This is a genomic window from Leisingera sp. M523 (assembly GCF_025141335.1).
GTDB lineage: Bacteria > Pseudomonadota > Alphaproteobacteria > Rhodobacterales > Rhodobacteraceae > Leisingera.
In genome coordinates, this window is the sequence record NZ_CP081036.1 from 3,670,380 (window position 1) to 3,682,188 (window position 11,809).

10 protein-coding genes and 1 pseudogene are annotated in these 11,809 nt (G+C 60.4%); 3 read left to right on the forward strand and 8 right to left on the reverse strand.

Annotation, left to right across the window (positions count from 1 at the left end; all coding sequences use genetic code 11):
* Window positions 1–35: 35 nt before the first annotated feature.
* Window positions 36–458, reverse strand: coding sequence for a DUF1801 domain-containing protein (locus K3557_RS18235; protein ID WP_259995518.1), 423 nt, complete (start codon window positions 456–458; stop codon window positions 36–38).
* Window positions 455–1,153, reverse strand: coding sequence for a glutathione S-transferase family protein (locus K3557_RS18240; RefSeq protein WP_259995519.1), 699 nt, complete (start codon window positions 1,151–1,153; stop codon window positions 455–457). The genes K3557_RS18235 and K3557_RS18240 overlap by 4 nt, the downstream gene beginning before the upstream one ends.
* 84 nt (window positions 1,154–1,237) lie before the next feature.
* Between K3557_RS18240 and K3557_RS18245 the strand changes: the two genes are divergently transcribed.
* Both K3557_RS18245 and K3557_RS18250 read left to right on the forward strand, forming a co-directional pair.
* Entirely contained in the window at window positions 1,238–1,954 is a 717-nt protein-coding gene (locus K3557_RS18245) for a YafY family protein (RefSeq protein ID WP_259995521.1), read from the forward strand.
* A gap of 61 nt (window positions 1,955–2,015) precedes the next feature.
* A complete protein-coding gene (locus K3557_RS18250; protein ID WP_409201191.1) occupies window positions 2,016–3,341 on the forward strand; it encodes a lytic murein transglycosylase in 1,326 nt (441 codons plus the stop codon).
* A 125-nt stretch (window positions 3,342–3,466) separates the two neighbouring features.
* Here K3557_RS18250 and K3557_RS18255 read toward each other — a convergent pair.
* The 6 genes and pseudogenes from K3557_RS18255 to K3557_RS18280 all read right to left on the reverse strand — a co-directional run.
* A pseudogene (locus tag K3557_RS18255) lies at window positions 3,467–4,312 on the reverse strand (ABC transporter permease); the annotation flags it as partial.
* A 14-nt stretch (window positions 4,313–4,326) separates the two neighbouring features.
* Window positions 4,327–5,598: an ABC transporter permease gene (locus K3557_RS18260; protein ID WP_259995524.1), complete on the reverse strand. Its 1,272-nt coding sequence runs from the start codon at window positions 5,596–5,598 to the stop codon at window positions 4,327–4,329.
* An 83-nt stretch (window positions 5,599–5,681) separates the two neighbouring features.
* Window positions 5,682–6,782 carry an extracellular solute-binding protein gene (locus K3557_RS18265; protein ID WP_259988865.1) on the reverse strand — a complete coding sequence of 367 codons (1,101 nt, stop codon included), beginning with the start codon at window positions 6,780–6,782 and terminating at the stop codon, window positions 5,682–5,684.
* Window positions 6,783–6,861: 79 nt separating this feature from the next.
* Window positions 6,862–7,962, reverse strand: a complete 1,101-nt coding sequence (locus K3557_RS18270) for an ABC transporter ATP-binding protein (RefSeq protein WP_259995526.1) — start codon at window positions 7,960–7,962, stop codon at window positions 6,862–6,864.
* Window positions 7,963–8,329: 367 nt separating this feature from the next.
* Window positions 8,330–9,724 carry an aspartate aminotransferase family protein gene (locus K3557_RS18275; protein WP_259995528.1) on the reverse strand — a complete coding sequence of 465 codons (1,395 nt, stop codon included), beginning with the start codon at window positions 9,722–9,724 and terminating at the stop codon, window positions 8,330–8,332.
* Window positions 9,725–9,790: 66 nt separating this feature from the next.
* Window positions 9,791–10,477 carry a GntR family transcriptional regulator gene (locus K3557_RS18280; protein WP_259995530.1) on the reverse strand — a complete coding sequence of 229 codons (687 nt, stop codon included), beginning with the start codon at window positions 10,475–10,477 and terminating at the stop codon, window positions 9,791–9,793.
* 142 nt (window positions 10,478–10,619) lie between these two features.
* Between K3557_RS18280 and K3557_RS18285 the strand changes: the two genes are divergently transcribed.
* Window positions 10,620–11,708: a polyamine ABC transporter substrate-binding protein gene (locus K3557_RS18285; protein WP_259988858.1), complete on the forward strand. Its 1,089-nt coding sequence runs from the start codon at window positions 10,620–10,622 to the stop codon at window positions 11,706–11,708.
* Window positions 11,709–11,809: the final 101 nt, after the last annotated feature.

Sequence of the window (11,809 nt, forward strand, 5' to 3'; positions counted from 1 at the left end):
CAGCTGTCCCCGCGGGGACAGCCTGGTTTTTTTGATCAGGCTGAGATCTCTAACGGCGGCCGGATACGGTAGGTCAGCGCGCGCTTGATCAGCCAGCCATGGCGAAGGGGTTCGACTTCGGCGGGATCGTTGAACAGAACTGCACGGGTGCCCTCGAACCGGTCCCACGCCGGGAAAGCGCTGGCAAACTCCGGGATCAGCCGGCTTTGGCAATGCACAAACAGCGCAAAGCGCGCGCCCTTGTGCACCCCCAGCCTGAGGGTGGTGCCGGTTTTGCGCTCGGCGGTGAGATAGGCGGGCTGGCCCCAGCGCAGGGCTTCCTCGATCCGCCCGGCCTCTGGCGTTTGCGCGGCGGTGTCGAAGATCAATCTGCGCAGCGCCAGCAGGCCGGCGCGGGCCTGCGGGTCCAGCACATCAAAGGCGGCCTCAATTCCGGGATTGGCAAAGGGCGGGGTCATGGCAACGGCACCGTTTCAAACACACGATCAACATAGGGCTGCAGGACCTTATCGTCGAGGATACGGCTGACCAGCGCGGTGCGGACAGGTGTTGTCCCCATCGCCTGCAGCATGGAAGCGACGCTGAAGTCGGCACTGGAGATCTGGGCGCCAAACAGGAAATCCTGCCCTTTCAGCAAATCGGCGAGGGCCCGCAGATCCTGGTCCAGACGCTGACTGCGTTCGGTCTCGCTGAACCGGGCAGTGCCCTGGAACATCAGCCCGTTATGGACCGACTTGCGGATTGAGCTGGTCACCGGGCGGCGGATCAGGGCCGGGATCTCGTGAAAGTAGCTGTCGCGGATCGTCGGCCAGACCGTATCATTGTCCCAGCGGTCGCGCACCACGTGGAAATAAAGCGTATCCTCGGACATGCGGATCAGCACTTGCGCCTGGGCCCGGTCCCGCGTTCCGAGCGCAGCATCAAAATCCGTGCCCTGCTGTTCCAGCCAAGCGCGGATTGCATTGCTGTCCGGTACCAGCCCGCCTGGCGTGCGCAGCACCGGCAGCTTGCGGTGCGGCATCTTCCGGGGGTCGTTCAGGTCTTCACGGGTCCAGGTTTGGCCAGCATAGGCCAGCAGCAAGGCTGCCTTGACGCAAAACGGGCTGAGGCTGAAAACGGTGCCATTTCGGGGATAGGTAAGAAGGGTCAGCATTCCGGGCTCCTGTCATCTCGGGTTGCTGACAACCTAAATCAGCATGGTGACAAAAACTGTCATCAGTCGTAGAGAGAATGGGCCATGTCCCGAACCCACCGCCTCTTCCAGCTGATGCAGGCCCTGCGCCTTGGACCTGGACCGCATACTGCGGCACGGCTGGGCGAGGAACTTGGGGTATCTGCCCGCAGCATTCACCGTGACATCGCCACCCTGCGTGAGATGGGTGCCGTGATCGACGGCGAGGCGGGTTATGGGTTTACCCTGATCGAGGACAACGCGCTGCCGCCGATGGGGTTTCGCGACACCGAGCTGGAGGCGCTGGTCCTCGGCCTGCGCGAAGTTGAACAGATCGGCGATCCCGAGCTGGCCACCGCGGCCTCGGAAGCGCTGCGCAAGCTGCAGGCGCGGCTGCCGCCGCGACAGGCGCACCGGCTGCGCCACGCGGTGCTGGCGCCCTACCGTTTCGACCGGCCCATTCCGCCCGCGATTTCGGCGCAGGAGTTACGTCAGGCCACCTGGGACGAGGTGGAGGTGCGCTTTGGCTATACAGACGGGCATGGCGCAGTGACCGAGCGGCAGGTGAAGCCGCTGAGTGTGGTCTATTTCGACCGCTCAACAGTGCTGATTGCCTGGTGCTGCCTGCGCGAGGCGATACGCGTGTTCCGTCTGGACCGGATGCAGACCTTGGAAGTCACAGGGCAAAGCTTCCGCCCGCACCGGGTGCCGATGCTGCGGGACGCGCTAGAGCAGTTCCGCCAGGAGCACCGGCAGGCGGCCCGCCGCACATGCATTGACTGACCTCTTTACCCGGACGGCACCGCCGCTAGACTGGAGGGGAGCAGTGATAATGAGGTGCAACATGCGCAAATGGGTTGCAGCGTCCCTGGTAGCAGGCGGCGCCATGGCGGCAGAGGCCGCACCGGACAGTTCCCTGAGGCCCGCCCAGCGGCCAGGGCTTCTTGAACAAGAGGTACAGGGCAAAGCCATTCAATTGGCTGCAGCCACAGCCCTGCGACCTGCGGCAAGGCCAGCGGCCGCCATCCAAGAGCCTGTGCTTGCCGCTGCTGACTTGAATTTCCAAGGCTGGATCAAAGCGTTCCGCAGCCGTGCCAAGGCGCAGGGCGTCAGCGCACCGGTGCTGGACAGTGCCTTTGCCGGGGTCAGTTATGACGCTGAGGTGATCCGCCGCGACCGCAACCAGTCGGAATTCACCAAGACGATCTGGGACTATCTGGACAGCGCCGCCTCGGAGCTGCGGGTGAAGAACGGCAAGGCGGCACTGCAGGCACAGCGCGCCCGGCTGGATCAAATCGAAGCAACCTATGGCGTCGAAAAAGAGATCGTGGTGGCGGTCTGGGGATTGGAAAGCAGCTATGGCACGTTCCGCGGCAAGATGGATGTGATCCGTTCCTTGGCAACGCTGGCCTTTGACGGGCGGCGCGGGGCGTTTTTCGAGGGTCAGCTGGTGGCCGCGCTGAAGATCTTGCAGGCCGGAGATGTCGCAGCCCGCAAAATGACCGGCAGCTGGGCCGGTGCCATGGGGCACACCCAGTTCATCCCGACATCGTACCTGGATTATGCAGTGGATTTCACCGGCGACGGCAAGCGCGACATCTGGTCGGACAATCCGGCTGATGCGCTGGCCTCAACCGCGGCTTACCTCAAGAAATTCGGCTGGGTGAAAGGCCAGCCCTGGGGTGTGGAAGTGGCGTTGCCTAAGGAGTTTGACTACACTCTGGCAAACCGGGAGATCGAGAAGCTGCCCGCCGACTGGGCAGCACTTGGCGTCAAAGGATTGGATGGGCACCCGGTCGCTGATCACGGGCCCGCCGCGATCCTGTTGCCTGCGGGCAGTACCGGTGCAGCCTTCATGATCTTTGGAAACTTTGCGGTACTGGAGCGCTACAACACTGCCGACGCCTATGTGATCGGTGTCGGTCATCTGGCCGACCGGATCAAGGGCGGCGCGCCGATCCAGGGCAGCTGGCCGCGCAACGACCGGGCGCTGACCCTGTCCGAACGGGAAGAGATGCAGCAGCGGCTGACCCGGGCGGGTTTTGACACCGAGGGCATTGATGGCAAGATCGGGCCAAAAACTATTGGCGCGGTGCGTGCCTATCAGGTCGCCAAAGGCCTGACGCCGGACGGATATGCCTCACCAAGGCTGCTGGAAGACCTGCGGTAGCAGGAGGGGGCCAGCCCCCTCTTGGCCTTACGGCCAATTCACTCCCGGGATATTTTTCGCCAGATGAACAAGGGAAAGGCCCCGCTTGGCGGGGCCTTTGCTGGTTTGAAGGTCAGGCAATCAGATCAGCCCGGGGACATGCCGCGCAGGCGCTCGGAACGGCGGCGCAGCATCTCTACCGCAGCCAGCAGCATGATGGAGATCGCAACCAGCAGGGTTGCCACAGCCAGAATGGTTGGCGAAATCTGTTCGCGCAAGCCGATGAACATCTGCCAAGGCAATGTCTTCTGCCCGGCTGAACCAACAAAGAGCACCACGACAACTTCGTCAAAAGAGGTGATGAAGGCAAACAGGCCGCCCGAAATAACCCCGGGCAGGATCAGCGGCATTTGCACCCGGAAGAAGGTGGTGACCGGATCCGCACCCATATTGGCCGCGGCGCGGGTCAGGGAACGGTCAAAGCCGACCAGGGTTGCGGTCACCGTGATGATCACAAACGGAATGCCCAGCGCCGCGTGCGCCAGCACCACACCAATGTAGGTCCCCTGCAGGCCAATACGGCTGTAGAAGAAATACATGCCTGCCGCGGAGATGATCAGCGGCACGATCATCGGCGAGATCAGGATCGCCATGATTGCCCGGCGGAAGGGCACATGCGGCTGGCTGAGACCGATGGCGGCGAGCGTGCCGAAAGTGACCGAGACAATGGTCGCCATCGGCGCGATCTTCAGCGAGTTCCACATCGCGGACTGCCAGGAGTCATTGCTGAAGAAGTCGCGGTAGTGTTTCAGCGAATATCCTTCGGGATCCAGCCGCAGCATTTCCGGCGTGAACGTGAAGAAGTCCTGCGCGTTGAAGCTGAGCGGGATGATCACCACGATCGGCGCGATCAGGAAGAAGAACACCAATCCGCAGATGACCCGGAAGGAATAGTACCAGGCACGCTGGCCGGTGGTTGCATAAGGAGGAAGTGCGCTCATGTCCGTTATCCCAGCTTCACGTTATCGATGCCGACGATCTTGTCGTAGACCCAGTAGAGGGCCAGAACGACCGCCAGAAGGATTGCGCCCAGTGCCGCGCCCAAACCCCAGTTGCCCGACGTCGAGATGTGGTAGGCGATCAGGTTCGAAATAAAGGTGCCTTTGGTGCCGCCGACCAGAGCCGGAGTGATGTAGTAGCCAACAGCCAGGATGAAGACGAGGATCGACCCGGCGCCGATGCCCGGCACGGTCTGCGGGAAGTAGACGCGCCAGAATGCGGTCCAGTCGGTTGCCCCGAGGGATTTGGCGGCACGCAAGTAAGACGGGTTGATTGTTTGCATCACCGAATACATCGGCAGGATCATAAACGGCAGGAGGATATGGGTCATCGCAATGATGGTGCCCAGCTCGTTGTTGATAAGAACCAATCGGTTGGCATCATCCACCAGTCCGATCCAGACCAGCGTGTCGTTGATCACCCCCTGCTGCTGCAGCAGGATTTTCCAGGCGGAGGTCCGCACCAGAAGCGATGTCCAGAACGGCAGCAACACCAGGATCATCAGCAGGTTTGCCTGGCGTGTGGGCAGGTTCGCCAGGATCCAGGCAACCGGGTACCCCAGCATGATGCAGCTGAAGGTGATGATCAGGGACATCCGCATGGTGCGGATCAGCATGGTGTTGTAGATCCGTTCGTTCTCCGGGCGGATCTCAGCGCCTTCAGCCCCCAGACGCATATCGACTGCGTTCAGAAAATAGCCTGAAGTGAAAGTGCCGGAATAGGTCTTAATCGTCCGCCAAAGCTCAAGATCGCCCCAGCCGTCGTTCAGTTCTATAAGTTTTTCGCGGAAGGGGCCGTCGTTTGCGATATCCCAATTCTTGACCTTGCGGCCGGACTTGCGGAACACAGACGAGAGGCCCGGGTTTTCATAGTTCAGACGCTTGGCAACTTTGGTGTGGGTCTTCACGTTTGCCGCCTCTTTAAGGTCGGCGGCCAGAGCGGCAAAAGCAGCCTCCTCCGGCAGTTGACCCGATGCAGGGTCCCAGTCTGCCAGAACTTCAACCGTGCGGGGCAGTGTATCCTCGACAATCCGGTTCTCTACCGACCGGAACAGCATGTCCGCAACCGGCAGGATGAATGTTATAAGGATGAACAGCAAGAGCGGCGCGATCAGCAGCAGTGCGCGCAGCTTCTGCATGCGCAGTGCGCGCGCCAGGCTGCGCTTCAGCGGCCTGCCGTCGGCCGCCAGCACCGGGCCGGATTGGGTAATATCACTCATTGGGTTCCCCGTCGGGTCTTTATTTTTTTGGGCAGGGGGCCTGTTTCGTTCAGGCCCCCTGCAGTATCTCGGAAACGGTCAGATTACTTGGCCAGCCACGCCTGGAACTTGCCGTTCAGGTCATCGCGGTTATCTGCCCACCATTCGTAGTCATAGACATGCACGTTGCCTGCATTGGCCGGATCAGTCGGCATATGCGGGGCCATGTCGATACCCAGTTCGGCATGCTTGCCAACCAGCGGCGCCGAGGAGGCACGGGCCGGACCGTAGGAGATGTAAGCGGCCTGATCAGCCAGACGCTGTGTGTCGGTGGCGAACTTCAGGAAGTCCATCACGCGCGCCTTGCGGTCTGCAGGCAGTCCAGCCGGAACAACCCAGCCGTCCAGGTCAAAGGACTGCATGTCCCAAAGCATGCCAATCGGCTGGTTCTGTTCTGCGATTGCCGAGAACAGGCGGCCGTTAAAGGTCGAGCCCATGACAACTTCGCCGTCGGCCAGCAGCTGCGGGGTTTCCGCACCGGCAGTCCACCAGACGACTTGGTCCTTGATGGTGTCGAGCTTGGCCAGCGCACGCTCCACACCTTCGTCGGTGCCCAGAACGTCGTAGATCTCATCCTTGGCGACGCCGTCGCAGTAAAGCGACCATTCCATGTTGTCGATCGGGCGCTTCTGCAGCGAGCGCTTGCCCGGGTATTTTTCGGTATCAAAGATCGCGCAGACGGTTTCCGGCTTGTCGATCAGGTCGGTGCGGTAGCCGAATGTGGTCGAATAAACGATCTGCGGCACAAAGCAGTCACTGACAATCAGGTCGCCGAAATCTTCGGAGGCCAAGGAGCCGTCGGGCGCCGCTGCCAGATCTTCGTCATGGTTGATTTCTTCGGCCAGGCCTTCGTCGCACAGACGCATGGAGTCGGAGGCCACAGCGTCCACCAGGTCCCAGGTCACATTGCCGGCTTCGTTCATGGCGCGGATCTTCGCCACGGCCTCAGCCGAGCTTTCGTCCCAGATCACCTTAACGCCGGGGTTAGCGGCCAGATAGGGTTCCACATAGGCTTTCTGCTGGCTGGCCTGGTAGGCGCCGCCCCAGGATACCAGTGTCAGCTCATTGGCCATTTCTTCGGCAAAGGCCGAAGGGGCGCAAAGGGCGGTGGTCACCGCCAGTGCAGACATTTTGCTGAGTTTCATAGAGAGTCTCTCCTTGTTGAAATTCACAGATGTGAGAATCCCCCCGGTCATTCGTCTGCCGGGGGTTTGCGCGTGCGGATCAGGCGTCCAGCGCGCGGCAGTCTTCCGGCAGCCAGCCGATTTCGATCTGCTGACCGGGCTGAAGACGGACTTGGTCCGGGGCGTTCCGGGTCTTGATGATAAACTCATCATTGCCGGCCACCCGCAGACGGGTGCGGAAGATGTCGCCCATATAAATGAACTCCAGCACTTCCGCCTTAAGCGTATGAACACCTTCCTGCAGGCGTTCCTTGTTGTATTCCACCCGTTCGGGGCGGATCGACACGCGGGTGCGCTCGCCCGGGCGGGACACGTTGACCGGTTTGCAGTCAATCAGTTCGCCATCGTCCAGCTGCACCAGGGCAATACCGTTGTTGATTTCCTTGACGGTGCCTTCCAGCGTGTTGTTTTCACCAATGAACTGGGCAACAAAGCTGTTATCCGGGCTTTCATACAGCTGGTCCGGCGGCGCGATCTGCTGGATCCGGCCATCGTCGAACACGGCGACACGGTCGGACATTGTCAGCGCTTCGGTCTGGTCGTGGGTCACGTAGACCACGGTGATCCCCAGGCTGTGCGCCAGATGGGTGATTTCGAACTGCATTTTTTCGCGCAGCTGCTTATCAAGCGCGCCAAGCGGCTCGTCCATCAGAACCAGTTCCGGTTCAAACACCAGCGCGCGGGACAAGGCGACCCGCTGCTGCTGACCGCCCGAAAGCTGCGACGGGCGGCGGCCGCCAAAAGCGCCCATTTCCACCATGTCCAGCGCACGCTTCACCTTGGCTTCGCGCTCGGACTTGCCCATCTTGCGGACTTCCAGCGGAAACGAAAGATTCTCTGCAATCGTCATGTGCGGGAACAGCGCATAGTTCTGGAACACCATGCCGATGCCCCGCTTATGCGGCGGGATGTTGTTGATTGACGTTCCGCCCAGGCGAATGTCGCCATGGGTAGCGGTTTCAAATCCTGCCAGCATCATCAGGCAGGTTGTCTTGCCCGAACCGGACGGGCCAAGCATTGTCAGAAACTCGCCCTTGGGCATGGTGAGGTTGAGGTCTTTGACAACGAGATTTTCGCCATCATAGCTCTTTTGGACACGTTCGAATTCAACGAACGCATCGACGTTTGACGCATCAGCCAAAGCAGGCTCCCCGTAGTTTTGTCATTCTGGCAGATTTGCTCTGCACTTATTCGAAGTTAATCACACCGAAGCTATCAAGCGCTAGGTATGAAAAAAATATTCTTTCCATGGCGAGTGTACGAAATTCGTACTTCGGCCGCTCCCCAAGCGGAAATGAACATCCTTAGGGAACCCTAGTCCTGTTCCGGCATGCGACATCGGACTTTTTGCGACGCAGCTCGGACATTTTGCGCCACACCCTGCAAAACACCAGCCTGAAAACGACCTTTTCCTTTCCTCTACCGAAGAAAACGGCCCGGCAACACTGCTGCCGGGCCGGGATGAGTCGCGGATGGAAACGGCACCATTGCGGTACCCGGGAGGGGAATCAGGCGCTGTGCAGCAAGTCCTGCGTCTTCAGTTCCGCATAGCATTCATCCAAGGATTTGGAGGCGCGTTCGATCAGAACGTCGATTTCCGCGGGCGTGATCACAAGCGGCGGCGAAATGATCATCCGGTCCCCGACATGACGCATCACCAGGTTGTTGGCAAAGCAGCGCTCGCGGCAGATATAACCGACAGTGCCCGCCTCCGCGGCAAAACCCGCGCGGGTCGCTTTGTCCGGGGTCAGCGCGATGGAACCCATCATGCCGGCGATCCTGGCCTCTCCTACCAGCGGATGATCCGCCAGCGCTTCCCACTTTTGTTTGAGATACGGCGCGGCCACATCGCGCACATGGCCAAGGATGTTCTCCTCCTCCATGATGCGCAGGTTTTCCAGCGCGACAGCCGCCGCCACCGGATGGCCGGAATAGGTGTAGCCGTGGTTGAACTCATCCCCCGCAATCACCGAGGCAACTTCGTCGCTGACAATCGAGCCGCCGATCGGCGCATAGCCGGAGCTGAGCCCCTTGGCGATTGTCATGATGTCAGGGCGGATGTTCAGGGTCTCGCTGCCGAACCAATTGCCGGTGCGCCCGAAACCGCAGATGACCTCATCTGCAATCAACAGGATCTCGTATTTGTCGCAGATGCGCTGGATTTCCGGCCAGTAGCTGTCCGGCGGCACGATCACCCCGCCTGCCCCCTGCACCGGCTCCGCAATAAAGGCGGCAATGCGGTCTTCACCCAATTCCAGGATCGCCTCTTCCAGTTCGCGCGCACGCTGCAGGCCGAATTCTTCCTCCGGCATGTCGCCGCCCTCAGCCCACCAATGCGGCTGGTTGATATGGTGGATATCCGGGATCGGCATACCGCCCTGGGCATGCATACCGCTCATCCCGCCCAAGGAACCGCTGCCGACCGAGGAGCCGTGGTATCCATTCTTGCGGCTGATGATGACCGATTTCGCAGGCTTGCCCTTCAGCGCCCAATAATGACGCACCATGCGGATGTTGGTGTCATTGGCCTCGGAGCCGGAACCGGCAAAGAACACATTGTTCAGATCACCCGGCGCCAGTTCGGCAATCTTGGCGGCCAGCGCGATGGCCGGAACATGAGTGGTTTGAAAGAAGGTGTTGTAATACGGCAGTTCACGCATCTGACGGGCGGCGACCTCGGCCAGCTCGTCCCGGCCATAGCCGATGTTGACGCACCACAGGCCCGCCATCGCATCCAGGATCCGGTTCCCCTCGCTGTCGGTCAGATGCACGCCATCGGCGCGGGTGATAATGCGGGCGCCCTTCTGCGACAGTTCGCCATTGGCGGTGAACGGGTGCATGTGATGGGCGGCGTCCAGCGCCTGCAGCTCGGCCGTCGGCATATGATTGGTGATAACGGTCATGGGACTCGCTCCTGAGAATGACTGATTGGCACCAGAATATGATCAAATTCTCAGGTGTCAATCGAATCAGTTTGCAGCCTGCAGCCCCTGAACCACATGCTCCATACCCTCGTAGACGTCCCGCTCCATCGCCAATGCGGCCATTTCCGGGTCCTGCCGCCGCAGCGCCTCCAGTATGTCCTTGTGACGGTCCGGGAAGCTTTGCGTGCCGAGCCGCCCGCTGACCACCCGCAGCGAGGGGCCGAAGCGCAGCCACAGCCGGTCGGCGATATCACTGAGAATAGGTGCATCCGCATGGGAATAAAGCGCCGTATGAAAGCTGTAGTTTTGCACCAGGTATCCCGCCACATCGCCTGTCGATATGGCCTTGTCCAACGCAGTATCGATGGCCACCAGCTGCGCGATACTCGCTGCGGCAATGCGCATTGTTGCCCGGCGTGCAAGTTCGCATTCTATTGTTTTTCTGGCAAAAATAAGCTCCTCAAGGTCACCGGGCCCCAACAAGGGCACCGATACGCGGCGGTTGCCCTGGAACACCAGCGCCCCGTCCGATATCAGCCGCCGGATTGCTTCTCGGACAGGTGTCATGCCGGCTCCCAGCGTCTCCACCAGCCCCTGGATTGTCACCGCTTGGCCGGGCACCAGTTCGCCAAATAGAATCTGCGACCTGAGTGTCTGATAGACGATCTCATGCGCGGGCGGTTTTGCAGGGCTTTCCTGTGCCGCAACGGGTGGTGAAGTGGTCTCGGTCACCTGGGGTTTTCCTCCTCGGTTTTGGCCAGCTTGCACCATCCGGAGCCAAGTGAAAACATAAAGAGTATTGCCGAACGCGACAAAACTTGATCAAATCCTTTCACAGCCGGACCCGGAAGCCGGCATGCACAGGGAGAAATTCATGACACTGAAAACGATGACCATGACCGCCGTCGTTGCCCTTGGCACGGCCGCCGCTGCTACTGCGGAAGAGGTACGCGTCTACAATTGGTCGGACTATATTGACGAAAGCCTGCTGAAAAAATTCGAAGCCGATACCGGCATTGACCTGATCTATGATGTCTTTGACAGCAATGAGGTTCTGGAAACCAAGATGCTGGCCGGCGGATCGGGCTATGACGTTGTTGTGCCGACCGGATCGTTCATGGCGCGCCAGATCCAGGCCGGCGCCTTTCAAAAGCTGGACCCGTCGAAACTGGCCAATGCCGGCAACATGTGGGACGCGATCGAAGAACGCACCGCCCTCTATGATCCCGGCAATGAGTATTCCATCAACTATATGTGGGGCACCACCGGCATCGGCGTGAACATCGCCAAGGTCAAGGAAGCCCTGGGCGAAGATGCCCCGATCGACTCGCTGGAGCTGGTGTTCAACCCGGCCAACATGGAAAAGCTGGCCGGTTGCGGCGTGCATTTCCTGGACGCCCCGGATGAGATGATCCCGGCGGCGCTGAAATACATTGGTGAAGACCCCAACAGCATGGACGCCGATGTGGTCGCCAAGGCGGAACCGGTGCTGCAGGCGATCCGCCCTTATATTACCAAGTTCCACAGTTCTGAATACATCAATGCACTGGCCAACGGCGATATCTGCGTGGCCTTCGGCTGGTCCGGCGACATTCTGCAGGCGCGCGACCGCGCAGCCGAGGCGGAAAATGGTGTCGAGATCGCGTTCAACGCCCCCAAGGAAGGCGCGCTGATGTGGTTCGACCAGATGGCAATTCCGGTCGACGCCCCGAACCCCGAAGGTGCCCATAAGTTCCTGAATTTCATCATGGACGCGCATAACATGGCGGCGGCGTCCAACTATGTCTATTACGCCAACGGCAACAAGGCGAGCCAGGAGTTCCTGGAACAGGATGTGATCGGCGATCCGGCGATCTATCCTGGCCCCGAGACCGTCAAAAACCTGTACATCAAGGAAGGCTACCCGCCGAAAGTGCAGCGCAAGGCCACCCGCATGTGGACCAAGGTCAAATCCGGCACCTGATCAGCCGTACCTGACCCGCGGGGCGCATCCGCCGCCCCGCATTTCCTGACGCGCCTGGGTTGCCCCACGCGCGGCCATCCGAGACATTCGCGCGACACTTC

Bases quoted from the DNA above. Each gene is read 5' to 3' on its own strand.
- K3557_RS18245 (WP_259995521.1), top strand. From the start codon at position 1,238: ATGTCCCGAACCCACCGCCTCTTCCAGCTGATGCAGGCCCTGCGCCTT.
- K3557_RS18275 (WP_259995528.1), bottom strand. From the start codon at position 9,724: ATGACCGTTATCACCAATCATATGCCGACGGCCGAGCTGCAGGCGCTG.
- K3557_RS18285 (WP_259988858.1), top strand. From the start codon at position 10,620: ATGACACTGAAAACGATGACCATGACCGCCGTCGTTGCCCTTGGCACG.
- K3557_RS18250 (WP_409201191.1), top strand. From the start codon at position 2,016: ATGCGCAAATGGGTTGCAGCGTCCCTGGTAGCAGGCGGCGCCATGGCG.
- K3557_RS18235 (WP_259995518.1), bottom strand. From the start codon at position 458: ATGACCCCGCCCTTTGCCAATCCCGGAATTGAGGCCGCCTTTGATGTG.
- K3557_RS18240 (WP_259995519.1), bottom strand. From the start codon at position 1,153: ATGCTGACCCTTCTTACCTATCCCCGAAATGGCACCGTTTTCAGCCTC.
- K3557_RS18265 (WP_259988865.1), bottom strand. From the start codon at position 6,782: ATGAAACTCAGCAAAATGTCTGCACTGGCGGTGACCACCGCCCTTTGC.
- K3557_RS18260 (WP_259995524.1), bottom strand. From the start codon at position 5,598: ATGAGTGATATTACCCAATCCGGCCCGGTGCTGGCGGCCGACGGCAGG.